The following is a 25,317-nucleotide window of genomic DNA, read 5'->3' as shown; positions in this document are numbered from 1 at the left end:
CACCCATAAAAAATGATAAATACAAAAGAGGAAATCTTTATGTCAGCCATGTTTAATTTTAAAAAAACGGCTTCATTGGCGGCAGCAGCAGTTGCGGCTGTGTCCCTTACCTTTGCATCAATGGCCAGTGCTCAATCGGTTCAGCGTTTGGCTTTTTCCGGCGGTCCAGATGGCGGTACCTTCCAATTTTTCTCTAATGGCATCTCAACACGTTTATCACGCGCAATTGACGGCGTTGATGTGTCGAATATGGCATCAGCGGGTTCTGTTGAGAACTTAAGACGCGTAAATTCACGTGATGCTGATTTTGGTATCGTTTACTCAGGCGACCTTTACTTAGGATCAGAAGGCCAATTAACGAACGATACTCGCCGTTACCGCAACGTTCAGGCGATATCTTACATGTTTGGTGCGCCTGCTCACTTGATTGTATTGGATAGCGCAGGCATCACCGATGTGAGCCAGTTGGCAGGTAAAAATGTTGCTGTAGGACCTGCTGGTTCTGGCGCGGCAGCTTCTGCACAACGTTTCTTTGAAGGTGTTGGCCTATGGGACAAAATTAGCCCTCAGTATATAGGTTACAACCAAGGTGCTTCTGCGTTGGGTGACCGTCAAATCGACGCTCTATGGGTATTTGCGGGCTTCCCGAATGCCTCCGTTATTCAAGCAGCCACCAGTAATCGTGTAAAACTTTTGCAAGTCTATGAAGCGGCTGAGAAAGGAACATTGTTCAATGATCATCCTTACTATGCTCAGGTAACGATTCCTGCTGGAACCTACCCGAACGTAGACTATGATGTTGTGACTATTCAGGACTCTGCTCTGTGGGTAACTGGACGCCACATGTCTGAAGAGATGATTTACAACATGGTTTCTGAAGTCTATTCAGATGATGGCTTAGCGTTCATGCGTTCTGTGTCTAGCGCTGCGTCAGCAATGACAGTTGAAAGTGCTCTTAACGGTGTTGTGAACACTGTTCATCCAGGTGCGGCTAAATTCTGGGAAGAAAAAGGCCACACTTTGAGCGACGCTCAGAAGTAAGTATTGTTTAAAGGCCGGATTTAGTCAGGCCTGTTAAAAACCCTCGCTTGCGAGGGTTTTTTGTTGTCTAACCTAGAAAAAGCTTATAGGCATCGTTGTCGGTTTCTTCCCAATAGGTGTAGCCAATTTCAGAAAGATAAGTGGCAACTAAACTACGCTCTTCAGGTGGAACTTGCATGCCCGCAAGTACGCGGCCATACGCAGCACCATGATTGCGGTAGTGAAACATTGAAATATTCCAACGTCCGCCGAGTTTATTGAGAAAGAGCATTAATGCGCCGGGGCGCTCAGGAAACTCAAATCGATAAATCACTTCGTTGGTCACACTCGCGGGTGCATGCCCACCGACCATGTAACGAATATGGATTTTTGCCATTTCGTTATCTGTCAGATCGGTGACTTCTAAATCATGTGCTTTTAGCGTGTCGAGAAGCTCTTTGCGCCCGTCGTTATCTGGCTTGATTTGAACACCCGCGAAAATGATGGCTTGATTATCATCGCTGTAGCGGTAATTAAACTCTGTAATGTTGCGCTTACCGAGTGCCGTACAAAACTGCTTGAAGCTGCCTGGGCGTTCAGGGATTTTTGCCGCAATAATTGCTTCACGTTTTTCACCTAACTCAGAGCGTTCTGCAATATGTCGCAAACGGTCAAAGTTAACATTGGCACCAGAATCAATGGCGATCAGGGTTTGGCCTGAAATTTTCTCACGCTCAACGTATTTTTTGACGCCCGCAACACCGAGTGCACCCGCAGGCTCGCACACAGAGCGAGTATCATCGAATATATCTTTAACGGCAGCACAGATTTCATCAGTTGTTACAGTGATGACTTCGTCGACGAACTGCTTCGCTAATTCAAAGGTATGTTCGCCAATTTGTGCCACGGCAACACCATCTGCAAACAGACCTACTTGTGGAAGGATCACACGCTCGCCCGCTTCTAGTGCGGCTTTAAGACAGGCCGCATCTTCTGGCTCGACGCCAATCACTTTAATGTCTGGGCGCAGATATTTGATGTACACTGCGATGCCTGCGATGAGGCCACCACCACCGACGGGAACGAAGACTGCTTCTATTGGACCACTTTCTTGGCGCAGGATTTCCATCGCAATAGTGCCTTGCCCAGCGATGACGTCGGGGTCATCGAAGGGGGGGATGTAGGTGTAGCCTTTCTCACTGACGAGGCGTTTGGCATGGGCTTGTGCTTCATCAAAGGTGTCTCCATGCAGGACAACGCGTCCGCCTCGCGCTTTCACACTGCTGACTTTGATCTCGGGTGTGGTTTTTGGCATGACAATGGTGGCTTTTACGCCCATTGCCTTTGCCGACATCGCGAGACCTTGTGCATGGTTTCCAGCAGAGGCCGTAATGACGCCTGCCGCCTTTTCACTTTCGGTCAGCTGAGCCATACGGTTGTAGGCGCCTCTGAGTTTGAAGGAAAACACGGGTTGCATGTCTTCACGCTTCAATAAAATTCGATTGCCCAATCGGTTGGAAAGAGAGGGAGCGAGGTGGAGAGGGGTTTCGACTGCAACATCGTAAACCCGAGCTTCAAGAATTTTTTTGATATACCGGTGAGCCATAACGAACCAAGTTTGCCAAAGTGAATAATAAAAGAGAACTGATGTTATCGGCTATAACCTCTAGCGTCTACAAGCATGATAAGGTGTTGCGTATAATTAACGATTATTACGCAACAATAGGTGAAATGTGATGACTCAGGATGAAATGAAAAAGGCTGTCGGCCAAGCAGCGGTAGACATGATTCGATCTCGTCTTGAAAAAGACATGATTATTGGTGTCGGAACGGGTTCAACGGCCAATTGTTTTATTGATGCATTGGCATCCTGTCGTGATCTCTTTGCTGGAGCGGTTGCAAGTTCTGAAGCAACGGCAGAACGCCTTCGCCAAGTAGGTATCGAGGTTTTTGATCTTAATAGTGCGGGTTCATTAGCCTTTTATATTGATGGAGCGGATGAGTTTGATGGTGCACTTAATCTCATCAAGGGTGGTGGCGCTGCACTGACACGTGAAAAAATTGTGGCAGCAGCATCAAAGGAGTTCATCTGCATAGTGGATCAAAGTAAGCGAGTGGATGTCCTCGGACGCTTTCCTTTACCGATTGAGGTGATTCCAATGGCACGCTCTTACGTGGCGCGCCAACTAGCAGCACTCGATGGACAGCCTGTGTATCGCGAAGGGTGTATCACCGACAATGGCAACATCATTTTAGATGTACATCATTTGGAAATACTCGACCCTAAAGCCTTTGAGCGCTTTATCAATAATATAGTTGGCGTGGTGACGAATGGTTTGTTTGCTAATCGTCCTGCTGATGTTGTGCTAATGTCTACGCCAGCGGGTGTTGAAGAGATACGTGCACGTACGTAATCTAAAAAGAGAGCCCGATCAGGGCTCTCACGATTTTAGTGCGCTCTAAGCAGGCGGTAACATTGATCAAGCGTGAGGCGTTTTCGTAGTAAAGCGCCACTCACTGTGAAAAATGCGAAGCTCGCAAGGGGTAAGGCCAACCACAGGCCTAGATGCAATTGCGGTGCAATGTCGAGCAAGTGAATGTAGAGCAAGGCAATAACCCCTTCCGCGATGATTGCGGCCATTAGTCCGCATAGAGCTCCGAGTAGCATCAGTTCTAATAAGTCCAGATGTTGGGTTTGCTTGGCATTTGCACCAAGTGTCTGAAGTAAAGCACCCTCATAGCGGCGTTGATCTAATGCTTGCTGCAGGGTAAGCAACATCAGCATAGATCCACAAATAAGACTCAGTGCCAGTATCAGTGCTGAACTGTCTCCTAAACGCGTCAACCACTGACTCAGTTGCAGTAGCATTTGATCGATATCAATTAAGGTTAAGGACGGAAACTCGCGTATGAGTTGGTTTGCCAGTTCTTGTTGTTCTTGCGCTAAACGAAAACTCGTAATATAGGTCGCAGGAAATTGATTCAGTGTTGCTTCGTCAAAAATGACATAAAAGTTAGGTTGGAAGGATGTCCACTCGACACCACGGAGGTTCGCTATTTGTGCTTCTACCTCTAATCCTGCTAGATCAAATCCTAATACATCACCGAGCTTGAGTCCTAAAATTTCTGCCATTTCCGCCTCAACTGATATGAGTGGCTCCGTCGTTTCACCTTGCCACCATTGACCTTCAACCATTGTGTTGTGTGTAGGCGCATGATTGCTCCAGCTCAGGTTTAATTCGCGATTAAGTGTGTTGTGCTCAAGCTGCTCCGGCGTCATTTGAGCGTGAATTGGCGCTCCATTTAGGGTGGTGATGCGGCCTCTGACCATAGGAAAAAACTCAGCACTCACATTTGCGTTATCCAAAAAGCTCTGCAGTCCTTCTGTTTGCCAAGGTTGGATATTGACGACAAAGTAGTTGGGGGTATCGTCGGGTATTTGGGCTTGCCAATCTTCAAGCAGATCTGTACGGCTTACCCAGACTACGCTCAAAAGCGTTAAAAGTAAGATAGCAACAGCGGACTGTAAACGATGCCACTGGCGTTGTTGGCGTAAGCGCATCACTAACAAACGACCCAATAAAAGTCGTTTGGACAGGGGTGTGGCAAGATGTTTCAAGCAGAACTGAGCAATGGACCCCAATACCGCACCACCTATCAGTAAAAATAACAATAGAATTAATGCAGCGATGGGGGCTTCAAGAAAACTCAATAGTACGGCGAGGAGCAGTAGGGCGCATATGAGTTGTAGTACGAGTCCGCGTCTCTCGGTTCTGATGTCCTCATCTCTAAATAAAGCGCTGACCGATACTTTTGATAGGCCTAAAGTAGGTGGCAGTCCCAGTAGAACCAATAGTGCTAAGCCAACGCCTGCACCTGTAAAATAGCGCCAAAGAGCGGGAGCTGGCAGCGACTGAGGAAGTAACTCATCTAACCAGCGTGAGACCATTTGTTCTAATGCAATTCCTGTCAGAGAGCCTATAAGGGCAAGTACAGCCCAAGCCAGTAGTAGCTGCATCAAGTACAGCATGACCATTGAGCGCTGTGTCATGCCGAGACTTAATAACAGAGCGCAGCGAAGATGTTGGCTCTGACTAAAACGCTTAAGGCTCAAAAAAATGGTTAAAGCCGATAACAAAAGTGTAATCAACGAGGTAAGTTTCAGATAGTTTAAAGCACTGGCCAACGCACCGCCGCCCATCGGTTGATCACTCTGAAGTGTAAATAGTCGCTCTTCATCGCCTAGGCTTTCATTCAAAAACAGGGTAAAGGAATTGACCTGTTCAGTTGAGCCTGACAGTAAAAGCCTGAATTCGGCTCGGCTCCCTGGCGCGAGAATACCGCTAGCATCAAGATCCGCTTCGTTGACAAGTATTTGAGGACTAAAACTTCTAAAGCCACTACCTCTGTCGGGAGAGCTGATAAGCTCAGCATTGACAATCAGCTCGGTGTACCCCAGCTCGATCTTGTCACCGATGCTAAGACCCAGTTGTGACATAACTCTTGCTTCAACCCAAGCATGCCCCGGTTCAGGGATATCAGTTTCTTGAGCAGGGCGTGTTTGAATTTGGCCTCGCAAGGGGTAAGGCGATTGCACGATGCGAACAGAGCTAAGCATCATGTCATCGCCAGCACTAATCATGCTTGGAAACTGAATGACTGATGTGCTGTTTAGGCCTGCATCTGCTGCTTGCTGTCGGCGTAGATCTTGAATGGGACGTTGGCTACTTAAGACCATATCTGCACCGAGTACGGATGCGCTTTCACGTATTAAACCGCGTTCGAGTCGATCCCCAAGCAGCGACAAAAGGGTCGTAAGCGTAATGGCGATCCAAGTTGCAATGAGTAAGGCTCTCCACTCTGTTGTTCGGAGTTGACCCTGCATCTGACGTCTGAGTAAACGGACAGAAGCGCTCATAAGGACCTCTCAGTCAAGTGCCCATTGTTAAGTGTGACGCAACGTTGACAGCGTGAAGCAAGATCTGGGTCGTGCGTAATTAAAATTAACGTAGTCTTATGTTCAGCATTCAGCGTGAAAAGTTGTTCAATAATTTGTTGCCCTGTTTCATCATCAAGGTTTCCGGTAGGCTCATCCGCAAACAATAATTGGGGCGATGTCACAAAGGCACGAGCAATCGCAACGCGTTGTTGCTCACCACCTGACAATTGAGAGGGGTAATGGTGCACTCGTTTCTCCAGGCCGACTTCTTTTAACCACTTGAGAGCTTGTTGCTCTGCTTGTTCGTCTCCACGTATTTCCAGTGGTAAGCGCACATTGTCGAGAGCACTCAATTCAGGGAGTAAGTGGAAGGACTGAAAAATGAAACTAATGTATTGCGAACGAAAGGCAGCCCTTTGTGCATCATCCATAGAGGATAAGTCTTGCCCTGCTATTTTAATATGTCCGGCGCTGGGTTGGTCAAGGCCAGCCAGTAAACTCAGTAGTGTAGACTTGCCTGCACCGGATCGACCTATGATGGCTAAACTCTCACCGGGCTTCACTTGAAGCGATAGCGCGGAGAAGAGTTCAAGGCGTTGCTCTTGTGCTGGAAAGGATTTTGCGACATTCTGAGCTTCAAGAATGAATCCATCAGGGGTAAGGAGTGTCATGCGTTATCTCATATCCATATTGCTATTAATCGGTTTAGTTAACACCGTACAGGCGAAAACCCTATTAGTATTAGGTGACAGTTTGTCTGCCGCCTATGGTATTTCGCCATCTGAAGGCTGGGTGTCTCTTATGGCGGATCGATTGTCTCAAGAATCAGCAGACTATCAAGTCGTCAACGCGAGTGTGAGTGGTGAAACGACCAGTGGCGGCTTGAACCGTCTGCCATCCTTACTCGCCACCCATAAACCTCAGTGGGTGTTGATTGAGCTGGGTGCTAATGATGCATTAAGAGGAACTCCCATCTCTGTTATTCGTGAAAATTTATCCGCCCTGATTGAGTTATCCTTAGCTGAGGATGCTCAAGTTCTTTTAATTGGTATACGTATCCCTTCAAACTATGGAGCGCGTTACGGCGACGCTTTTTTTGAGCTGTTCACAGAAGTAGCAGACCATTATGAGGTTGATAGAGTTCCCTTTTTACTTGAAAATGTTGCACTTAATTGGGATCTCATGCAGTCTGACGGTCTTCATCCGAACGCACAGGCACAACCCGTGATACTCGACAATGTTTGGCCGTTTGTTGAGCGCCTGTTAGAAGATTAACGTAAAGTACCAATAGGATACATACCTATGAGATTAACGGCAGGGCTAGTTTGCCTGACGCTATTGTTTAGTTTGTCTGGTTGCACTGATATTGTGAGGCCTTCCACGGGCTCTTCCACAGTTGTAGGTGAGTCAAGTAATATCGATTTTGGCGCTCAACAGCGGCTCTCTTCGCCAGAAATAACAGCACTCAATTGGTTTCCAAACTACCAGCAACCGATTCTGCAATTCGAGATTTTGCTGGCACGGCAAACTCAATCGCAAGATCCTGAACAATTGCAAACCCTTTTAAATTTAGCCTACTTATATGATGCGCAATTGTATGTGCTGTTTCACGAACTGTTGGATTACTTGCCTGAGCTAGCACGTTCGCGCGAAATTAAAGAGCAGAATGAGTGGTTAGATCTGCGCGAAACTCAAATGAGTGACGCATTTGTGAAAAACCAAGGTGGGGATCTAGGCTCAATTCAGGCCTCGCAGGCGTTTATCGCCGATACTCGGAAGCGAATCGCGATCATTGAGGAGCGACTAGCGATTGTTAAGATTCGCTAATCAATCGCCAAAGAGGTTGACCACTGGCGTGATACTTGCGTTCGAAGGCAGTAATAGGTAGTTCAACATGCAGTTGTTTCAGACTGGATTTAATGCCGTAGAGGTGCAAGGAAAGTTGCAACTCTTCAAGGTAGAGTTTCCAGTTGCTACGGGCTTCAATCCTTCCACCGAGTTTGACAAAGTCAGGAAAGACTGGGTGAGCATAAAAACGTCTGCTGATTTGGTTCGCTTTTGGATAGGGGTTCGGATAGAGCAGGAAATGGTGAGAAAGTCGGATATTAGCACTTGTAGCTAAGCGCCAAAAGTCGACTAAATCGCTTCGCGCCAATAGCGCATTGCTTGGCAAAGGAGGGCGTTGCTTTGTCAGTCTGTCTTCAGAGCGATCAATACCTACAACCAGATGATCCGGGTACTGCATTGCTAAATAATTCGTGCTGTCGCCGACGCCACAGCCTGAATCAAATATGAGTTTAGAGTCGTATTGATTGAGGCGCTCTCTTAATAATTCAAATGCCTGTTGGTTATGGTACGCGATTGGTTTATTAAAATGAGTGGATTGGTATTTTTTAACGAGCTTTTCTAAGTCTGGATGTAATATCGATTGTGACGAAGCAACGGAGCGCGAGTTGCCTGAGTTAAGTGGTGTAGAGTGTATAGGATGCTTTGACATAATTCACAGCTAACGGGGTTCGAGCCTAAAATGAAAAGACCGCTTGGCGCGGTCTTTTCACTGAAGCACAACAGGAGGCTGCTGTGCTTTTAACCTATGCGTACGTATTAAGCCGCTAGGTTCTGGTTTACAAATTCCCAGTTTACAAGTGCCCAGAAGCTTTTTAGGTAATCAGGGCGTACATTGCGGTAATCAATGTAGTACGCATGTTCCCATAGGTCGACAGTCAACAACGCTGTTTGGCCATTGGTCATCGGCGTTCCAGCATTGCTGGTGTTAACGATCTCTAAGGAGCCGTCAGCATTTTTAACTAACCAAGTCCAGCTAGAGGCAAAGTTATTGACCGCTTTGTCATTGAACTCTTCTTGGAATTTTTCGAAAGAACCCCACTTGGCATTAATTGCATCTGCAATAGCGCCTGTTGGAGCACCACCAGCATTTGGTGCAAGGCAATGCCAGTAGAAGGTGTGGTTCCAAATTTGAGCGGCGTTATTGAAGACAGGGCCAGATGAAGTTTTGATGATGTCTTCTAGGCTCTTGCCTTCAAACTCAGTACCAGGGATCAAGCCATTCAGCTTTACAACATAGGTGTTGTGGTGCTTACCGTGATGGTAATCCAAGGTTTCTGCAGAAATATGTGGTTCAAGTGCATTTTTCTCGTAAGGCAGTGCTGGCAGTTCAAAACTCATTATAATCACCTTTAATTTGACAGGAATTGGTGTTTAACGTTACGAAAAGAATTACGCCTTCACGCAATCTGTACCATCATATCACTGAATTGAGATTCTATAACGGCACAAAAAATGTGACTTTTTGTCTTAAAAGGAGTCAGCCCCTTCGATTAAACACTCATCAAATACTATATTGCGGCGTTTGTTTGAAAAACAAGGTTCAGTGATTGAAAGATTCGCACTTAAGGCGTTTTTCAAGGCTGAGGGAGGTATCGCCCAGTGCAATGAAGGCAGGGTTTTCAAGCGAATCCTTAGTGTTGTAGCGCAAAGGCTCCAGTGTGTTGGCATCTAGCAATACTCCACCAGCCTCAACCAAAATCGCTTGCGCCGCCGCAGTGTCCCACTCGCTAGTAGGTGTCATTCGGGGATATAAATCAGCCATACCCGAGGCAATCAAGCAAAGCTTAAGTGAACTACCCATCGCGCTCGTGTTGACTTTAAAATCCTCTAATACTTGAGCGACGGCTTCAGCCTCTTTGCGTCCATGACGGCGGCTGGTCAGTAAGTGAACTTTATCTTTAATTGAGCGCGTTTGAATGGGGTGAGGCAATCCATTTTCTATGCGCCAGGCTCCCAAGTGGGTACCTCCCCAGTAAAACGCTGATTTTGCAGGAGCGTAAACAATGCCTAAGACTGGGGTTTGTTGATCAATCAGCGCAAGGTTAACGGTAAACTCACCATTTCGTTGTAGAAACTCACGCGTACCGTCTAGTGGGTCAATCAACCAGTAGCGAGTCCAGCCTTGGCGCTCCGACCAGTCCGGTATCCGCGCTTCTTCACTCAAAATAGGAATATCAGGCGTTAACACGCCGAGCCCTTGAGCCAGAATTCGTTCTGCTGCGAGATCGGCGGCGGTCACCGGAGATTGATCGGCTTTTAATTGCGTGTCCCACTCTCCTTGATGATACACCTCCATGATTGCGTCACCGGCGTTGCGAACCAATTCAAGTAATGACTCAATGGGCGGCAGGTTAGTGTGCATGTGTGACTCCTTTGGCGAATAACTCGATGAGCTTCAAAAATCAAATTGATCAGTTCATACTGGAGATAGGTTTAATCAATAAGGTAAGTGTTTCACTGATGATATTGGATTGGCAAGCGATAGATACAGTTTTGTTGGATATGGACGGTACCTTGTTGGATCTCCATTTCGACTCCTATTTTTGGTTAGAATTTTTGCCCTTGCGCTATGCGCAAGTGCATGCTCTTGAGCCAAACGAAGCAAAGCAATGGCTGCATGAACGCATAAAGCAGGAGCAAGGTCGTCTCAGTTGGTATTGTTTGGATTATTGGACAGAAGAGTTGGGCTTGCCAGTCGCGGCTCTAAAGCATGAAGTGGCCGAAAAAATTGGCTTTCGTCCGAATGTGCCGAGTTTTTTAAAGGCTTTAAAAGCATCACACAAACGCAGTGTGATTGTCACCAATGCGCACCCTGATAGCTTAAACTTAAAGTTAGAGCGAACGGGGTTGGCCAGTATGGTAGATGCGGTTATCTCATCTCACGAGTTTCAGGTGCCGAAAGAGGATCAAGCTTTTTGGCATGCATTACAGGAAAGAGAGCCTTTCTCTCCTCCGCGAACCTTATTGATTGATGACAGCCTCCCTGTTCTGAACTCAGCCGCAATCTATGGTGTTGGCTACTTGTTGAGCATCGCTCAACCCGATAGCCAAATGCCTGCTCGTGCCGTTGATCGGTTTAATGCAATTCATGATTTTGAAGAGGTGATGCCAACGAATGACCCAACATTATGACTCTAGCCAATCGAAAGTGCGATTAGATAAGTGGCTCTGGGCAGCACGATTTTATAAGACACGTGCGCTCGCCAAGCAAATGATTGAGGGCGGTAAAGTTCATTATGATGGACAGCGCGCAAAAAGTAGCAAAATGGTTGAGATAGGCGCAGAGCTTACCCTGCGCTTAGGCTTTGATGAAAAGACAATCGTCGTAGTGAGTCTTGCCGATCAGAGGAGAGGGGCTGAGGAGGCCCAGCGTTTGTATCGTGAAAAACCAGAAAGTATCGAGAAGCGTGAACGTGCGGCAGAGCAACGTAAAATTCATGGCAGTGCTCCCGAACACCGGCCGGATAAAAAGAGTCGTCGGGAGCTACTGCGTGTGAAGGGGAGCTGGGATTAAGTCAGCCCCGTTTTCGACTGACATCAAAAAATGCCAATGTTCCTAAAAGTGGAATCCGGCTGACTAGGTGAAATAAAGGCTGAAGATGTTTGGCTATACGGCTGGTGCACTTGTGAAGTAAGGGTGTGTAGAAGCCCCAAGCCAGAATAGGCAGTGCGATGACTAGGCCGCCGACAAGAATGTCGCTTAGCCAGTGGGCGCCACCCACCAGTCGTGGAAGAATCATCAGTGTTGCAATGAATGCCGCAATATACGCCATAAAATGGCGAGAGCACATCAACAGGTAACCGGCCCAAAGTAAGAGAATGGTCGCGTGATCTCCAGGGAAGCTGCGTGACGAGGCATCTTTAGCTGGAATACCAGGGAATAGCTCTGTTAGTAAGTAAGCCGGCTCGAGTACTCTAGATGGACTTTGTCCTGTTAGATCTATTGCTTTAGCAAATTCGTAAAAAAAATAACGCAGTGGAATGAGTAAAAAGAGTAAAACTATAAAGCCAATAAAGGCTTTTTGGAGCTCTGAGCGGGGGATACCAAGTTTGGGGAAAATGAGAAAGCACAGCATCACAACGGCCAATGCTAGGTCTTTGTAACGTGTGTTTGCCCAAGCCCATAGCCAAGCCCAGGTACCGCCGCTCTCAAGCGAAGAATTTAATGCAAAGAAAACCTGCTCATCTGCGCTTCGCCAAGCGAAAAAGCCAGCAGGCCAGATAAAACTTAGCAATAGGGCTAAGGCAATTGCATGAAAGATGATAAGCGGGCGTAGTTGCCATTGATCTGAAAAAAAAGGTTTTGAGCTTGTCATACGAATGAATAGACCCATTATGTTAAAATATTGCTTTATGGTAACAGCGCAAGTGCGCCGGCTCCACTCTTAGAGTTAGCCGTTAAGGTGGAAATTGTGAATGAGCTCACCGGATAAAATTCAACGAATACTGTTTGATGATTTAGACGTCAGAGGTGTGGTGACGGGGTTGCAGGAAAGTTATCAGGCGGTGTTGAGCCGTAACACTTACCCTTCGTGTGTCCAAACGCTTTTGGGTGAAATGATGGCGGCTGTCACGCTGTTAAGTTCAACCTTGAAATTTGAAGGTCGGTTGATTCTTCAGGCTCAAGGCACAGGTGCCGTTCGCATGCTGATGGCAGAATGTACACACCATCAGCAGGTGAGAGCGGTTGCCAGAGTAGATGGCGAAGTGCCTGAGCTTGGGAGCCTTGCCGACTTGCTAGAAGAAGGACGTTTAGCTCTAACGCTGGAGCCCATTGGTGGACAGCGTTATCAAGGCGTTGTTGGTTTAGAGGGGGAAACCCTAGCAAAGTGTCTTGAAATTTATTTTAAGCAGTCTGAACAATTGGCGACGAGCATCTACTTGCAAGCTGATGGGCGTCAAGCATCGGGGCTTTTATTGCAGATGTTGCCAAGCGCGAAGGGAAGTTTAGACGACTGGGAGAGGATTACCTTTTTAGCTGGAACCTTGTCAGCAGACGAGCTCTTATCATTAGACAATGAGACCCTTCTTTATCGTTTATTTCATGAGGAAGAGTGTCGACTCTTTGAAGCGCAAACGCTTGAGTTTTATTGTGACTGTTCCAGAGAGCGAAGCGCTAATGCGCTCAAGCTGTTAACAGAATCTGATCTCCTAGACGCTGCCGCTGATGAAGCTGATGGTGTGTTAAAGGTCGATTGTCAATTTTGTAATGAGCGTTATTTGTTTAATCAAACAGATATAAAATCTCTCTTCGCTGAACCAGCTCAGGGTGAAGAAGCGGGAGATTCCGTATTGCACTAAAAGTAAAGATGGGTTAAACCTTAGTCTAGCCAGTCGAATTTGTGAATGAGAAGAGTTTGTGTATTGTGCCAATACGCTCTTTTTTATGTCATAATAGTCGGCCTTTAAAGTGTGAAAAAGTATTAGTATCTAGGCTCGGACATCTGTGTAACCTAAGCGATTAGCGGGTACTCACCGAGGCTTCTTGGCAGGGGTCTTTAAGGCTCTTCAGTAATTTTTTGGCATAGCGCCAAGGGAATTAGTAATGACTACAGAAACCGTCAAAATTGCACATCAGAACCTTAGCCCAGCTGAGTTAGTTGAGCGCGCCTTACAGCGTCAAGAAGGTGTGCTGGCTGATAATGGTGCACTGGTTGTCACAACCGGTAAGCGTACCGGGCGTTCACCGATGGATCGTTTTATCGTTAAGGATGCTACCACTGCCGATACCGTCGATTGGGGTAAGGTGAATCGTCCATTTGATCCTGATACATTTAATGCGTTGTGGGATCGTGTTGCGAATTGGCTGAATGATGAAGAGCGCTTTGTATCTTATGTGCATGTTGGATCGGATGATAATCATTACCTTCCAGTTAAGATGACAACGCAAACTGCGTGGCAAAATCTGTTTGGTTTAAATCTATTCATTCGCCCTTCGGTGTATAACCCTAACTCAAAAGATGAGTGGGAGATTATCAATGCGGCGGGCTTTGTCTGTGAGCCAGAACGCGACGGTACAAACAGCGACGGCTGTGTCATCTTAAATTTCACTGAGCGTAAGGTGCTGATTGCTGGCATGCGCTATGCGGGTGAAATGAAAAAAGCCATGTTCTCTGTGCAAAACTTCTTGTTGCCAGAGTTCGATGTTTTACCCATGCACTGTTCAGCGAATATTGGCGAAGACGGCTCTACAACTCTATTCTTCGGTTTGTCTGGCACAGGAAAAACGACCTTATCTGCTGATCCTGACCGTTTCTTGATTGGTGATGATGAGCATGGTTGGGGAACAGGCGTTGTCTTCAATATTGAAGGTGGTTGCTACGCAAAAACGATCAACCTGAGCCAGAAGAATGAGCCCATTATTTGGGATGCGATTCGATTCGGTGCGATTGTTGAAAACGTTACGCTTGATGAGAAGCGCGTTGCAGATTACAACGACACGTCGCTGACTGAAAATGGTCGTTGCGCCTATCCGCTTGAGCACGTTGAAAAACGCTCGTCTGACAACAAGGGTGCAGAGCCTGAAGCCATAGTCTTCTTAACCTGTGACTTAACTGGCGTTCTGCCGCCTGTTTCTGTATTAACAAAAGAAGCGGCGGCGTATCACTTTTTGTCTGGATATACAGCGTTAGTGGGCTCAACTGAAATGGGCTCAGGTGGCGGTATCAAGTCAACCTTCTCAACTTGTTTCGGTGCGCCTTTCTTCCCGCGTCCAGCACATGTTTACGCTGACCTACTTATGAAGCGTATCAATGCCTTTGGCTCACGCGTGTACCTTGTGAATACAGGCTGGACAGGTGGTTCTTATGGAGTGGGGCAGCGTTTCAGTATTCCAACTACTCGCGGCATCATTAGTGCGATTCAAAGTGGTGCTCTTAAGGATTGTGAGCTGGTTCATTTGCCGGGCATCAATCTTGCGGTTCCAACTCAGGTGCCAGGTGTCGATTCTTCTTTGTTGAACCCACGCGAAACCTGGGCGAATCCGGCCGACTATGACGCTGCTGCAAAAGACTTGATTCAGCAGTTTGTTGATAACTTCCAGAAGTTCTCTGGCGTGTCTGAAGAAATCATCAAAGCGGGTCCACAGCTGTAAGCGTTTAATTCCATTATAAAAAGCCCTTGATCGCTGTCAGCGTCAAGGGCTTTTTTGTAGTGCTCAATCCATCGTTCGAAGGGTTTAGCTGTTCTGCATGTCAGTCAACTTTAAGTTTGTAGTCCATGCTTTTTAGAAACTCGGATTCGTTTTCAAGATCCGCACGTGTTAGCGGGTGGTGGTCAAGCCAGCCAGACGGAAAACAGAGGTGTAGCTTATTTCCATCGACCTGTAAGCTGAACGCTGGTAAGCGTGCTTTACTGCGGCTGCGATGAAAAATGACGGCTAAACGAAGTAGAAGACACAAGCGCAAATACGCATCTCGTTTTTCATCCGGTAGTGTTTTATATTCATCTTTGGGTAGTTTACGACGGTGTCCTTTTGCCAAAAAGGCTAGCATCTGCTGTTCTAAATTACTGAACCCTGCCAAATCACAGTGTTGCAGCAAATAGGCGCTATGACGATGATAGCGGTTGTGGGAAATGGTCAATCCGATTTCATGTGTGCGAGCCGACCAGCAGAGCATGTCATGGAATTCTGGATCATTCAGCTGCCAAGGATCTTTTACTTGTGCCAGCATAATTAGGGCAGTGGCTTCGATGCGATAGGCGTGTTTGCTGTCAATATGGTAACGCTGCATTAAGGCGTTAATCGTCCGCTCTCGCACGTCTTCATGGCGCAAACGCCCTGCCATATCATAGAGCACCCCCTCGCGCAGAGCACCATCAGAAAAAGCCATGCTTTCGATATCCAATGACTCAAAAGCTGCATCCAGAATTGCAACCCCTGCCGGCAATACAGCTTTGCGCTCGGGTTTAACGGTTGAAAGCGTCAGTTGATCTGAATGTCCAACCTGAAGCAAATAGGTTTTCAGTTTGTTTAAAGCATCGCGCGTAATAATGCCATTCGAAAGGCCTAGCTCCGTGCAGGCTTGTAAGGTGGCTTTGATCGTTCCGGAAGAGCCAACGCAGCTGCTCCAGCCTAAACGCTTATAGTTTCTTCTGATAGATAAAAGCTCTTGTTGTGCAGCCATTTTGGCCTTATTAAAGCCAGCCTCAGTAATTTTCCCATCTAAGAAAAACTCTTCATGGAAGCTTACGCACCCCATTTGAAGACTTTCGAGAAGCTGTGGTTCGAAGCGCTCACCAATAATAAACTCGGTACTGCCTCCGCCAATATCAATCACCAAGCGTTTGCCTGAATCGTCGGCAAGGCTATGACAAACACCTAAATATATGAGGCGTGCTTCTTCATGGCCTGCAACGATTTGAATCGGGAGTCCCAAAATTTTAGCGGCTTGCTGTGCAAACTCATCACCGTTGACCGCTTCTCGTAACGCATTGGTTGCAACCGCACGTATGGCACTGCGAGGTAACTCAGTTAAACGTTGTGCAAAGCGACTTAAACAATCGAGCCCACGTTGCTGTGCATCCGGTGTTAGAAGCCCTTCGTCGTCCATGCCGGATGCAAGCTGTACTTTTTCTGACATGATATCAATGGGTTTTAATTCACCCTCGACATATCGTGCGACGACCATGTGAAAACTGTTCGATCCAATGTCGATGGCCGCCATCAATGCGCCGGGTTTGTTTGGATCAATTGTGGCTGATTGTTCGTACATCGATTCTAATCTCTAATTTACTTTTAACAGAGAGTACTGGCTAAATGACTATTCTGCCAGACCCTTTCGCCCTTAAGAAGCTTTTCACTATGCAGGTGATAGGGTATACCTATGAATATTCAGTTCACAATCAGTAAAAACTGGTGTTATTATCCTTGTATAATCGATTACAAAGCACCAAGTGCAATGGAGAGAGAAGTTCATGAGCGATATTATTGTTAACGTCACCGACGCAAGCTTTGAAGATGAGGTGGTGAAGTCTGATAGCCCTGTTTTGGTAGATTATTGGGCGGAGTGGTGCGGCCCATGCAAGATGATCGCCCCTGTCCTTGAGGAAATTGCTAAGGAATATGAAGGGCAACTCAAGGTGTGCAAGCTTAACATAGATGAAAACAACGAAACGCCACCGAAGTTCGGTATTCGCGGTATCCCAACGTTAATGTTATTTAAAGGGGGGAACGTTGAAGCGACAAAGGTTGGTGCATTGTCCAAGTCACAGTTGTCTGCTTTCATTGACGCAAATCTGTAATAACTGACAGTGATGCGCGACTTACTTTGGTATATCGCGCATTTTCTTATCAGAGAACTAGACACCAGCACATAAAATCTTTATATTTCCCTTATCTTTTACGTGTCGTTAGATGTTACTAGGTACAATAATCGTTACCTTTAGTTTCGATTGCTGTAATTAATCTTTCCAATCAATCCTCCGGCTACCATTCAATATCAGCCCACTCTTGGCTGCATCCAAAGAAACTATGAATCTTACCGAATTAAAATTAAAAAGTGTTCCTGATCTTCTCGAGATCGCAAATACCATGGGCCTCCATAATATGGCCCGCTCTCGCAAACAAGATGTTATTTTTGCAATCTTGAAAAAACATGCTGTCAGTGGAGAAGATATCTACGGCGACGGTGTTTTGGAAATTCTGCAAGATGGCTTTGGTTTTTTGCGTTCAGCAGACTCCTCGTACTTGGCAGGTCCTGATGATATTTATGTCTCACCTAGCCAGATACGACGTTTTAATCTACGAACGGGCGATACCATAGCAGGTAAAATTCGCCCACCAAAGGATGGTGAGCGTTATTTTGCACTGCTTAAAGTCAGTGAAATCAACTTCGACCGTCCTGAAAATGCCAAGAACAAAATCCTGTTTGAAAACCTAACCCCCTTATTTGCTCAGTCTCGTATTCGTATGGAAGTGGGAAATGGCAGTACTGAAGATATTACAGCACGTGTCATTGACTTGGTTTCGCCAATGGGTAAAGGCCAGCGCGCATTGATCGTTTCCCCGCCTAAAGCGGGTAAAACGTTAATGCTGCAAAATATTGCAAACAGCATCACGCGTAACAGCCCAGATTGCTATTTGATTGTACTGCTGATAGATGAGCGTCCTGAAGAAGTGACCGACATGCAGCGTACCGTCAGGGGTGAAGTCGTCGCATCAACGTTTGATGAGCCGCCATCACGCCACGTTCAAGTGGCAGAGATGGTGTTAGAAAAAGCGAAGCGCTTAACCGAACATAAAAAAGACGTTGTCATCCTTCTTGATTCGATTACACGTTTGGCGCGTGCCTATAACACGGTTATTCCGTCATCTGGTAAAGTCTTAACAGGTGGTGTGGATGCGCATGCCTTAGAGCGCCCTAAGCGCTTTTTTGGTGCGGCTCGAAATATTGAAGAGGGTGGAAGTCTTACGATTATCGCCACCGCCTTGGTTGATACTGGCTCTAAAATGGACGAAGTTATTTACGAAGAATTTAAGGGAACGGGTAATGCCGAGGTTCACCTTGATCGTAAAGTTGCAGAGAAGCGGGTATTCCCAGCGATTAACATTCGCCGTTCCGGTACGCGCAGAGAAGATCTGTTGACGACGGAAGATGAATTGCAACGTATGTGGATTCTTAGAAAGCTTCTTGATCCGATGGAAGATGCAGCGGCGACAGAGTTTGTTATTGATAAGCTTAAAGACTTCAAAACAAACGATGAGTTCTTCTTGTCGATGAGACGTAAATAACGATCTATTTTGATGTTGCTGACGTAAGTCTGACATCTTCAAACAGGTAGCGGCTGCTCGGCAGTTGCTATCTCTCTCAAAAAAGTTATTGCCATGTCTACACCAAAATATAAAGATCTCCGAGATTTCATCCGCATGCTGGAGCAGCGCGGTGAGCTAAAGCGCATCAAACAGCCTATCAATCCTGTTTTGGAAATGACCGAAATTTGTGATCGAACTTTACGGGCTGGTGGACCGGCTTTGTTGTTTGAAAATCCAGTTGGCTTTAAATACCCTGTGCTTGCTAACCTCTTCGGAACTCCTGAACGTGTCGCTTTAGGCATGGGTGAAGAGTCGGTGTCAGCTTTGCGAGATGTGGGTAAGTTGCTGGCGCAGCTGAAAGAGCCTGAGCCTCCAAAAGGCTTTAAAGATGCTTGGGAAAAACTCCCTGTATTTAAGCACGTCTTGAACATGGGGCCTAAGTTGGTGCGTTCGGCCGCTTGTCAGGAGTATGTCATTGAGGGTGATGATGTTGACTTGTATCAGCTGCCAATTCAGACCTGCTGGCCTGGCGATGCTGGGCCTCTAGTGACTTGGCCGCTGGTCATCACACGGGGGCCTAATAAGCCACGCCAAAACTTAGGCATTTACCGTCAGCAGCTCATTGGCCGTAATAAGCTCATTATGAGATGGTTGGCTCATCGTGGGGGGGCGCTAGACTTCCGCGAGTGGCAGCAAGCAAATCCTGGCCAGCCTTTTCCAGTAGCCGTGGCTTTGGGGGCTGACCCCGCCACTATTCTAGGTGCTGTTACTCCGGTGCCTGATACGCTTTCGGAGTACGCATTTGCTGGATTGTTGCGTGGTGGCAAAACGGAATTGGTGAAGTGTATTGGCAATGATTTGCAGGTGCCCGCAAGCGCCGAGTTTGTTCTAGAAGGGTATATCTACCCAGAGGAAATGGCGGATGAAGGGCCGTTTGGGGATCACACTGGCTATTACAACGAAGTGGATCGTTTTCCAGTATTTACTGTCGAGCGAATCACACACCGTAAAGATCCGATTTATCACAGCACCTATACCGGTCGGCCACCGGATGAGCCTGCCATTTTAGGGGTTGCCCTCAATGAAGTGTTTGTACCGATACTGCAAAAGCAGTTCCCCGAGATCATTGATTTCTATCTGCCACCAGAGGGCTGTTCTTACCGAATGGCTGTTGTGACCATTAAGAAACAGTATCCTGGGCATGCGAAGCGCGTCATGTTGGGCGTCTGGTCATTTTTACGCCAATTTATGTACACTAAGTTTGTTGTTGTTTGCGATGATGACGTCAATGCAAGGGATTGGAAGGATGTGATCTGGGCGATTACCACGCGGATGGACCCTTCCCGTGATACGGTCATGATTGAAAACACACCGATTGATTATCTTGACTTTGCATCACCTGTATCTGGCTTAGGGTCGAAGATGGGGATGGATGCGACCAATAAATGGCCTGGAGAGACTCAGCGAGAGTGGGGAGAGCCCATTGCAATGAGTGATGAAATCAAGGTGCGAGTGGATGCGTTATGGGACAGCCTAGACATCCTTGGAGGAACACAGAATTGAAAAGTTATACGACAGATATCGTCAATGTAAGTTTATTGAATCATGATGTGTATCGAGTCCGTTTACGTGTAGCAGATGCTCAGCACCGGTTGGAATTTATTGCAGGTCAATATTTAGATTTAGAGTTGCCTGATGGACGTAAAGCCTCCTTTTCTATCGCGTCAGCGCCTGATCAAAGCAGCGATCTGGAACTGCACATCCGTGCGATGCCAGAGAGTCTATTAAATACCGCGATCTTGACGCATTTGCAGACACAGCCACAAGTGAGTGTCACGCTGGGTATGGGTTCATGTTGTTTAGATGTGCAAACCTTAAATCCCGAGCAGCACTTGGTGTTTGTGGCCGCAAGCACAGGTTTTGCCCAGATCAAAAGCATGGTTGAGCATTTGCTTGCTAATCAAGTGATGAATCCCATCGATATCTACTGGGGGGCTCGTCAGCGCGAGGATATGTATTTGGTGGACTTGCCAGATCAGTGGTCTAAGGAGCACAAGAATGTACGCTTTGTGCCTGTCTTGAGCGATGATGATGCTGAGTGGATGGGACGTAAAGGAATGCTGCCCACTGCAATTCAAGAGGACTTGCCAAGTGATCTTTCTCAGATGCGGGTTTACATTAGTGGGTCGCCAGCAATGGTCTATGCTTTAGTGGATGTGCTAGAGGATAGAGGTGTGCTAGACGATCAGATCTTTGCCGATGCATTTGCTTATGCGCCAAGGCCTGTTCGGCACACTTAAGTTGGTTTCTTGTTACCATAAAAAAGGGTCATTTCAGACCCTTTTTTTATTGCATGACATCCGGTATTGCTGTGTTTAGGTGGCTTTTAGTGCCGGTGGTGGCAAAGGTAAATCAGGTAACTGGCTGCTGAGCAGCTCGATGCTACGATTTAACTGCTCGCTGGCCTCAACGGGTTTGCCAAGGTGTTTCAGGAGTCTTGCATACTCCGCCAGATGTTCTGGTGTCTCCTGAGACGCCAGTGTCATTTGATAGTACTCAGCAGCTTCTTCCCATTCTTGATTGAGAAGAGAGAGGCGTGCGAGTGCTAACTTCAACCCCAGGCTTTCTGGATGTGCTGGAAACCATGCTTTCGCCTGATCAAGAAGCTTTCTTGGTTTGGCTAGCTGCACTTGTCCATAGAGTTCAATCAGTCTTTCATTCCAGCTGTTGTTGAGCGTTTCACGCAGTAGGGTTTCTGCTGCTGAAAAGCCTTTGTGTTCGATGAGCTGTTGAGTGTATTCAGCCACTACGTCGTTATGTTTAGCCACTGTTTTGGGTAAGGTTACCCAAAGGCTTTGCAAATGCTTAACGGCATTCTCATCGGTTAGTGTATTTTGTTGTTTGAACTGCTTAAGAAGACCAATGCAGGCTTCTTTTTCAATACGCTGTAGCTGAGTGTTGGTGAGTGCTTCGTACTTTTTTAGGTCTGGAAGAAGGTCAACAAGGCCTTGCCAGTCATCTAGCCCTGCATAGACTTCTTTAAGCAGTACGAGAATTTGTTTGTTTCTGGGTTCTGTCCGGCGAAGATTCAACAGAAGTGTTAGCGCCGCTTCAATCTGTCCACGGTTGACCTTGAATTGGGCTTCAGTGATTTTAATGGTTAAGTCCGCCTCAGGGGCAGCCTTTAAGGCCTTCTGCAGCAGAAGGTCAGCGTTCTGGTGATCTCCACCCTCATTGGCGGCACGTGCTGCTGCAAGGTAGTTGATCAAAGGGACGCCGGACTTTTCAGCCGATTGGCTGAGCAAGTTCTGTGCCTTCAAGCAGTCGCCTTGTGACAGTTGCAAAAAGCCTTTAAGGGTTTCTTTGTTCGCGGCTTTTTGTTGTCTTTTTTCACGCCAGTTACGGAATTTATCCCAAGGCAGGTGTGTGTTAAAGAAGAGATTCACTAAGCCGTGAGCAATGAAAAAAGCGATCAGTGTGGCGATTAAGAATACCCAAAGGGTTGTTTCAATCGTCGTTTGCTTGAACGCTACTAACACATACCCAGTATCTTGCATCATGAGCTGTCCGGCCCAAGCACCTGCGACTAAGACGATGAGTATCAGTAGAAAAAAACGTTTCATTAATTGCCTCCTTCTCTTTGCAAGCGTCTTACTTCAGCCATGTGCTCTTTGAGCGCATTGAGAGAAGTGGCAATTGAAGGTAGCTCAGGGGCAACTTGGAAGGTTTTAAGTTCCTCTATCGCACGCAGTAAAGAAATGGCATTGGCTTCTGTCGTATCAAAGTAATCTCCAATCCAGGTTGACGCTTTCGATAAGCTTTCTTCATAGGCACCTTGGCGGCGTTGTAAAACCGCTGTTTGAGCCTGTTCAAACATTAAGTGGAGATTCTGTTGCAGATAGTAGATTTGATCTGGGGCCAATAAAGGAGCGATAGGAGCATCTCTATGTTGAATAACAACGAGTTGATCCAGCTTGTCCATCGCCTTGTTGAGTGCGGCTTTTGCGCCTGCTCCCCAGCTCTCTTTTAAGCTGTCCGGTGTAACATCATCCAATAAGTTTGGTAATTGACGTTGATCAGAGGGGTGAGACATGCGCAGTTGCGTCGTCTGTTGGCTCATTGCGCTTAAGCGTAAGTAAATGCCTTCTACATCCAGTCTAGGCACTCCTTCTAAAGCACTGATGTCAGCTGCTAAGCTTTGGCGAATCGGGTATAGCGAAACATCGTCGGCTTCTTGTAAAACCTTGTCAGCTGATCTGAGGAGCGCTAAGGCACCTGATGCTGAGTTTTCCATTAAGACGCGTTGATTTGCCAACCGCAACAAGTATTCAGCTTCAGCCAATAGCCAGTCTTTGTCAGAAACCTGTTGTTGAGCATTCATTTGTTGTACGGCTTGAGTTAAACGGCCATGCAGTGTTTCGATGCTTTGTTCCGTTTTTGTATTCAATGAACGCAGTTGTTCAGTTCGCTCTTGAACCTGACCTAACTGTTGGCTGATGCCGCTAATGCGCTCACTGCTATCCGCTTTAGCACTGGCTAATGCGCTGTCTAGGTTTGCAGAGAGAAGTTGGATTTGAGTGCGGGACTGCTCGCTGGACCAGTACATATAGCCGCTAAGGCCAAGTGCCGCAACAGACAAGACTAACGCGACTTTACCAGGCCAGTTTGACGAAGTGGGTTGGGTCGCTGGTGTCATTTCAGGCTTGGTCGGCGGCTCGTTAGAGGCGGACACTGGCTCTACACTAGGTTCTTTCGATACTGGCGCGCTTTTCTCGCTAGAGGTTGCCTCTTTAGCGTCAGTCTTGGCAGAGGTTGTCTCATCTACACCGCTGCTTTCGGATGCCGAGGTGGATTGTTCAGGTTGAGTTTTCTTGGTTGTGCTATCGTTCTTCTTCTCTGGTGTGTCTTTCATGCCGGTTGTTCCAATTCGTTGGCAGGAATTATAGCCTGAACCATTGATTCATCATCTGGTCCAGACGCAACCCTGACCCGGGTGAATCCCAAGCCTCGTGCTAATTCAGCAATTCTCTGGCTGGGAACGATTAACAAACTTAAAAAAATTGACTGGCGCTGCTCTGTGGAAAGCTGGCCTACGATGGACAATAGGTTGGTCAGCACCTCGCCACTGGTTGCTAAAATGGCAGCAGGTGGATGAGCGACCACAGCCTCATAAATAACCTGTTCAGAATAGCGGGGGCAGCGACGATAGTAAACTGTTCTATAATCGACTTTAGCACCACGTTGGGTCAGTGTGTCGTAAATAAGACGTCGGCCGTCTTGTCCGCGAAGGATGAGAACTCGTTGCCCAGCCACATTTTGCAGACGCGCATCAGAAAGTAAGCTTTCGGAGTCGTATCCGTTAGCCACGGACCAAGCTGGAATGTCTAAGCTTTGCAGTCGTTTGCATGTCTGTTGGCCAATGCCGATCCAGTCCACTCCCACAGGCAGTTGTGGCCAATAGGCATCGATCCACTCGTAGGAAAATTCAGCTGCATTGGGACTAACAAAAATAACGATTTGATAAGTGTCGATATTTTGAATGCTGTCCTTTAGCGACCAATAGTCTTCTGCATTGATCTCGGTAACCGGCTCTATCTCCAATGCTGGGAGTGCAACAGCCTGTGCCCCCAGTTGCGCCAAGCGTTCGCATTGAGCAGCGTTTTGATGCGCAGCCCGCAATACCAAAACATGACGGCCTTTTAAGGGTTTATCCATGTGATGCATAAACACTTTTTAACACGTCATCAGCACCCGCAGCCAATAAGCGCTCGGCGAGTGTAATGCCTAAAGATTCGGCGTCCTGTCTGGGGCCGCGAATTTCATCTCTCAAAACGAGAGTGCCATCTGGACGACCGACTAAACCCCGTAACCAAAGCTGGTCACCCTCTAGCAGAGCGTAGCATCCAATGGGTACTTGGCATCCTCCTTCAAGACGGCGGTTCATGGCACGCTCGGCCAAGACGCGGTCAGAGGTATCAATATCATGCAGGGGTTGGAGCAGCGCGATGAGTTCGTGATCGTCCAGTCTGCACTCAATCCCAACAGCGCCTTGACCGCCTGCTGGTAGGCTCTCTTCAGCGGGTATTTCCTGACGGATACGCGTTTCAAGTTTCAGGCGAATCAAGCCTGCTGTCGCAAGGATGATGGCATCAAACTCACCCGCATCCAGTTTGCCAAGGCGTGTTTGAACATTCCCGCGTAGGCTCGAAACTACAAGGTCAGAGCGACGCTCGCGGATTTGTACTTCTCGGCGTAAAGAGGATGTACCAACGCGTGCACCCATCGGTAAGTCATCTAGTGAATCAAAATGATTGCTGACAAAAGCATCAGTCGGCTTTTCGCGAGGGCAGATCACTGCAAGGCCTAACCCTTCAGGGAACTCCATAGGAACATCTTTCATGGAGTGAACGGCAATGTCCGCTCGATGCTCAAGCATGGCAGTTTCCAATTCTTTGACGAAAAGTCCCTTACCACCGATTTTGGCCAAGGGTGTATCTAGAATCTTGTCGCCTTGGGTCACCATTGTGACCAATTCGATCGTTAATTCAGGGTGGTGACGTTCCAATTCCGATTTGACGTATTCTGCTTGCCAAAGAGCAAGCAAGCTACGACGTGTAGCAATTCGTATGGTTCTGCTCATAATGTGGGCCCTGTCACCGGATTAATCATCTTAAAATACATGGGATTGTATCAGAAGACAGCGTTTCAGGCGAAATCCTACGTCCATTATGATGATAACATTGGTATAATTGCGTTA

The 25,317-nt window shown here is 47.1% G+C and carries 24 protein-coding genes; 12 read left to right on the top strand and 12 right to left on the bottom strand.

Translation table 11 applies throughout. The annotated features are described in order from the left end of the window. Positions 1–39: 39 nt before the first annotated feature. On the top strand, positions 40–1,041 hold the full coding sequence (locus DN062_RS15930; RefSeq protein ID WP_205126757.1) for a TAXI family TRAP transporter solute-binding subunit: 1,002 nt from the start codon (positions 40–42) through the stop codon (positions 1,039–1,041). Positions 1,042–1,108: 67 nt separating this feature from the next. Here DN062_RS15930 and ilvA read toward each other — a convergent pair whose 3' ends face one another. Further along, positions 1,109–2,626, bottom strand: coding sequence for a threonine ammonia-lyase, biosynthetic (ilvA, locus tag DN062_RS15925; RefSeq protein ID WP_112160290.1), 1,518 nt, complete (start codon positions 2,624–2,626; stop codon positions 1,109–1,111). Positions 2,627–2,756: 130 nt separating this feature from the next. Between ilvA and rpiA the strand changes: the two genes are divergently transcribed. Then, a complete protein-coding gene (gene rpiA / locus DN062_RS15920) occupies positions 2,757–3,434 on the top strand; it encodes a ribose-5-phosphate isomerase RpiA (protein ID WP_112160289.1) in 678 nt (225 codons plus the stop codon). A 35-nt stretch (positions 3,435–3,469) separates the two neighbouring features. Here rpiA and DN062_RS15915 read toward each other — a convergent pair whose 3' ends face one another. Both DN062_RS15915 and DN062_RS15910 read right to left on the bottom strand, forming a co-directional pair. Beyond that, entirely contained in the window at positions 3,470–5,938 is a 2,469-nt protein-coding gene (locus DN062_RS15915) for an ABC transporter permease (protein ID WP_112160288.1), read from the bottom strand. Beyond that, complete coding sequence (locus DN062_RS15910; protein ID WP_112160287.1) at positions 5,935–6,630, bottom strand: ABC transporter ATP-binding protein; 696 nt, start codon at positions 6,628–6,630, stop codon at positions 5,935–5,937. The genes DN062_RS15915 and DN062_RS15910 overlap by 4 nt, the downstream gene beginning before the upstream one ends. On the opposite strand from DN062_RS15910, the gene DN062_RS15905 reads away from it, so the two are divergent. Both DN062_RS15905 and DN062_RS15900 read left to right on the top strand, forming a co-directional pair. Beyond that, a complete protein-coding gene (locus DN062_RS15905) occupies positions 6,629–7,234 on the top strand; it encodes an arylesterase (protein ID WP_112160286.1) in 606 nt (201 codons plus the stop codon). The two genes, DN062_RS15910 and DN062_RS15905, sit on opposite strands and share 2 nt — an antisense overlap. Before the next feature lie 27 nt (positions 7,235–7,261). Further along, positions 7,262–7,786, top strand: a complete 525-nt coding sequence (locus tag DN062_RS15900) for a hypothetical protein (protein WP_112160285.1) — start codon at positions 7,262–7,264, stop codon at positions 7,784–7,786. Here the strand turns inward: DN062_RS15900 and trmB are convergent. The 3 genes from trmB to cysQ form a co-directional block, all read right to left on the bottom strand. Further along, positions 7,773–8,456, bottom strand: coding sequence for a tRNA (guanine(46)-N(7))-methyltransferase TrmB (gene trmB, locus DN062_RS15895; protein ID WP_112160284.1), 684 nt, complete (start codon positions 8,454–8,456; stop codon positions 7,773–7,775). The genes DN062_RS15900 and trmB overlap by 14 nt on opposite strands. Before the next feature lie 107 nt (positions 8,457–8,563). Further along, entirely contained in the window at positions 8,564–9,145 is a 582-nt protein-coding gene (gene sodB, locus DN062_RS15890) for a superoxide dismutase [Fe] (RefSeq protein ID WP_112160283.1), read from the bottom strand. 202 nt (positions 9,146–9,347) lie between these two features. After that, complete coding sequence (gene cysQ / locus DN062_RS15885; protein ID WP_112160282.1) at positions 9,348–10,169, bottom strand: 3'(2'),5'-bisphosphate nucleotidase CysQ; 822 nt, start codon at positions 10,167–10,169, stop codon at positions 9,348–9,350. 26 nt (positions 10,170–10,195) lie between these two features. Here cysQ and yrfG point away from each other — a divergent pair, with 26 nt between their 5' ends. Together yrfG and hslR are read left to right on the top strand one after the other, a co-directional pair. Next, positions 10,196–10,939 carry a GMP/IMP nucleotidase gene (gene yrfG, locus DN062_RS15880; protein WP_338039984.1) on the top strand — a complete coding sequence of 248 codons (744 nt, stop codon included), beginning with the start codon at positions 10,196–10,198 and terminating at the stop codon, positions 10,937–10,939. Next, positions 10,923–11,321 carry a ribosome-associated heat shock protein Hsp15 gene (hslR, locus tag DN062_RS15875; RefSeq protein WP_112160281.1) on the top strand — a complete coding sequence of 133 codons (399 nt, stop codon included), beginning with the start codon at positions 10,923–10,925 and terminating at the stop codon, positions 11,319–11,321. Before yrfG ends, hslR begins: the two co-directional genes overlap by 17 nt. 1 nt (position 11,322) lies before the next feature. On the opposite strand, the gene DN062_RS15870 is transcribed toward hslR, so the two are convergent. After that, positions 11,323–12,123, bottom strand: a complete 801-nt coding sequence (locus tag DN062_RS15870) for a phosphatase PAP2 family protein (RefSeq protein ID WP_162301317.1) — start codon at positions 12,121–12,123, stop codon at positions 11,323–11,325. Positions 12,124–12,223: 100 nt separating this feature from the next. Between DN062_RS15870 and hslO the strand changes: the two genes are divergently transcribed. Together hslO and DN062_RS15860 are read left to right on the top strand one after the other, a co-directional pair. Then, on the top strand, positions 12,224–13,108 hold the full coding sequence (gene hslO / locus DN062_RS15865; RefSeq protein WP_112160279.1) for an Hsp33 family molecular chaperone HslO: 885 nt from the start codon (positions 12,224–12,226) through the stop codon (positions 13,106–13,108). Between the two features lie 244 nt (positions 13,109–13,352). Beyond that, positions 13,353–14,900 carry a phosphoenolpyruvate carboxykinase gene (locus DN062_RS15860; protein WP_112160278.1) on the top strand — a complete coding sequence of 516 codons (1,548 nt, stop codon included), beginning with the start codon at positions 13,353–13,355 and terminating at the stop codon, positions 14,898–14,900. Positions 14,901–15,000: 100 nt separating this feature from the next. Here the strand turns inward: DN062_RS15860 and ppx are convergent, their stop codons facing one another. Next, positions 15,001–16,521 (bottom strand): exopolyphosphatase, encoded by a 1,521-nt coding sequence (gene ppx / locus DN062_RS15855; RefSeq protein WP_112160277.1) that lies wholly within the window; start codon positions 16,519–16,521, stop codon positions 15,001–15,003. 202 nt (positions 16,522–16,723) lie between these two features. Here ppx and trxA point away from each other — a divergent pair, with 202 nt between their 5' ends. From trxA to DN062_RS15835, 4 genes are all read left to right on the top strand, one after another. Beyond that, entirely contained in the window at positions 16,724–17,050 is a 327-nt protein-coding gene (gene trxA / locus DN062_RS15850) for a thioredoxin TrxA (RefSeq protein WP_036511867.1), read from the top strand. Positions 17,051–17,279: 229 nt separating this feature from the next. Beyond that, on the top strand, positions 17,280–18,539 hold the full coding sequence (gene rho / locus DN062_RS15845) for a transcription termination factor Rho (protein ID WP_112160276.1): 1,260 nt from the start codon (positions 17,280–17,282) through the stop codon (positions 18,537–18,539). A 93-nt stretch (positions 18,540–18,632) separates the two neighbouring features. After that, positions 18,633–20,123 (top strand): 4-hydroxy-3-polyprenylbenzoate decarboxylase, encoded by a 1,491-nt coding sequence (gene ubiD, locus DN062_RS15840; RefSeq protein ID WP_112160275.1) that lies wholly within the window; start codon positions 18,633–18,635, stop codon positions 20,121–20,123. Next, entirely contained in the window at positions 20,120–20,860 is a 741-nt protein-coding gene (locus DN062_RS15835; protein ID WP_162301316.1) for an NAD(P)H-flavin reductase, read from the top strand. Before ubiD ends, DN062_RS15835 begins: the two co-directional genes overlap by 4 nt. 75 nt (positions 20,861–20,935) lie before the next feature. Here DN062_RS15835 and DN062_RS15830 read toward each other — a convergent pair whose 3' ends face one another. From DN062_RS15830 to hemC, 4 genes are read right to left on the bottom strand one after another with little or no spacing between them, the layout of a single operon-like run. Continuing rightward, positions 20,936–22,183, bottom strand: coding sequence for a heme biosynthesis HemY N-terminal domain-containing protein (locus tag DN062_RS15830; RefSeq protein WP_112160273.1), 1,248 nt, complete (start codon positions 22,181–22,183; stop codon positions 20,936–20,938). Continuing rightward, positions 22,183–23,472 (bottom strand): uroporphyrinogen-III C-methyltransferase, encoded by a 1,290-nt coding sequence (locus DN062_RS15825; RefSeq protein WP_112160272.1) that lies wholly within the window; start codon positions 23,470–23,472, stop codon positions 22,183–22,185. Before DN062_RS15825 ends, DN062_RS15830 begins: the two co-directional genes overlap by 1 nt. Continuing rightward, on the bottom strand, positions 23,469–24,275 hold the full coding sequence (locus DN062_RS15820; protein ID WP_239995814.1) for a uroporphyrinogen-III synthase: 807 nt from the start codon (positions 24,273–24,275) through the stop codon (positions 23,469–23,471). The genes DN062_RS15825 and DN062_RS15820 overlap by 4 nt, the downstream gene beginning before the upstream one ends. After that, positions 24,268–25,200 carry a hydroxymethylbilane synthase gene (gene hemC, locus DN062_RS15815; protein ID WP_205126756.1) on the bottom strand — a complete coding sequence of 311 codons (933 nt, stop codon included), beginning with the start codon at positions 25,198–25,200 and terminating at the stop codon, positions 24,268–24,270. The genes DN062_RS15820 and hemC overlap by 8 nt, the downstream gene beginning before the upstream one ends. Positions 25,201–25,317: the final 117 nt, after the last annotated feature.

The sequence above is a fragment of the Nitrincola tibetensis genome (assembly GCF_003284585.1).
GTDB classification, from domain to species: domain Bacteria; phylum Pseudomonadota; class Gammaproteobacteria; order Pseudomonadales; family Balneatricaceae; genus Nitrincola; species Nitrincola tibetensis.
Note: the sequence above shows the minus strand (reverse complement) of the source record. Positions and strands in the feature narration are given on the sequence as shown.

Bases quoted from the DNA above. Each gene is read 5' to 3' on its own strand.
- DN062_RS15930 (WP_205126757.1), top strand. From the start codon at position 40: ATGTCAGCCATGTTTAATTTTAAAAAAACGGCTTCATTGGCGGCAGCA.
- ilvA (WP_112160290.1), bottom strand. From the start codon at position 2,626: ATGGCTCACCGGTATATCAAAAAAATTCTTGAAGCTCGGGTTTACGAT.
- rpiA (WP_112160289.1), top strand. From the start codon at position 2,757: ATGACTCAGGATGAAATGAAAAAGGCTGTCGGCCAAGCAGCGGTAGAC.
- DN062_RS15915 (WP_112160288.1), bottom strand. From the start codon at position 5,938: ATGAGCGCTTCTGTCCGTTTACTCAGACGTCAGATGCAGGGTCAACTC.
- DN062_RS15905 (WP_112160286.1), top strand. From the start codon at position 6,629: ATGCGTTATCTCATATCCATATTGCTATTAATCGGTTTAGTTAACACC.
- DN062_RS15910 (WP_112160287.1), bottom strand. From the start codon at position 6,630: ATGACACTCCTTACCCCTGATGGATTCATTCTTGAAGCTCAGAATGTC.
- DN062_RS15900 (WP_112160285.1), top strand. From the start codon at position 7,262: ATGAGATTAACGGCAGGGCTAGTTTGCCTGACGCTATTGTTTAGTTTG.
- trmB (WP_112160284.1), bottom strand. From the start codon at position 8,456: ATGTCAAAGCATCCTATACACTCTACACCACTTAACTCAGGCAACTCG.
- sodB (WP_112160283.1), bottom strand. From the start codon at position 9,145: ATGAGTTTTGAACTGCCAGCACTGCCTTACGAGAAAAATGCACTTGAA.
- cysQ (WP_112160282.1), bottom strand. From the start codon at position 10,169: ATGCACACTAACCTGCCGCCCATTGAGTCATTACTTGAATTGGTTCGC.
- yrfG (WP_338039984.1), top strand. From the start codon at position 10,196: ATGAGCTTCAAAAATCAAATTGATCAGTTCATACTGGAGATAGGTTTA.
- hslR (WP_112160281.1), top strand. From the start codon at position 10,923: ATGACCCAACATTATGACTCTAGCCAATCGAAAGTGCGATTAGATAAG.
- DN062_RS15870 (WP_162301317.1), bottom strand. From the start codon at position 12,123: ATGACAAGCTCAAAACCTTTTTTTTCAGATCAATGGCAACTACGCCCG.
- hslO (WP_112160279.1), top strand. From the start codon at position 12,224: ATGAGCTCACCGGATAAAATTCAACGAATACTGTTTGATGATTTAGAC.
- DN062_RS15860 (WP_112160278.1), top strand. From the start codon at position 13,353: ATGACTACAGAAACCGTCAAAATTGCACATCAGAACCTTAGCCCAGCT.
- ppx (WP_112160277.1), bottom strand. From the start codon at position 16,521: ATGTACGAACAATCAGCCACAATTGATCCAAACAAACCCGGCGCATTG.
- trxA (WP_036511867.1), top strand. From the start codon at position 16,724: ATGAGCGATATTATTGTTAACGTCACCGACGCAAGCTTTGAAGATGAG.
- rho (WP_112160276.1), top strand. From the start codon at position 17,280: ATGAATCTTACCGAATTAAAATTAAAAAGTGTTCCTGATCTTCTCGAG.
- ubiD (WP_112160275.1), top strand. From the start codon at position 18,633: ATGTCTACACCAAAATATAAAGATCTCCGAGATTTCATCCGCATGCTG.
- DN062_RS15830 (WP_112160273.1), bottom strand. From the start codon at position 22,183: ATGAAACGTTTTTTTCTACTGATACTCATCGTCTTAGTCGCAGGTGCT.
- DN062_RS15825 (WP_112160272.1), bottom strand. From the start codon at position 23,472: ATGAAAGACACACCAGAGAAGAAGAACGATAGCACAACCAAGAAAACT.
- DN062_RS15820 (WP_239995814.1), bottom strand. From the start codon at position 24,275: ATGGATAAACCCTTAAAAGGCCGTCATGTTTTGGTATTGCGGGCTGCG.
- hemC (WP_205126756.1), bottom strand. From the start codon at position 25,200: ATGAGCAGAACCATACGAATTGCTACACGTCGTAGCTTGCTTGCTCTT.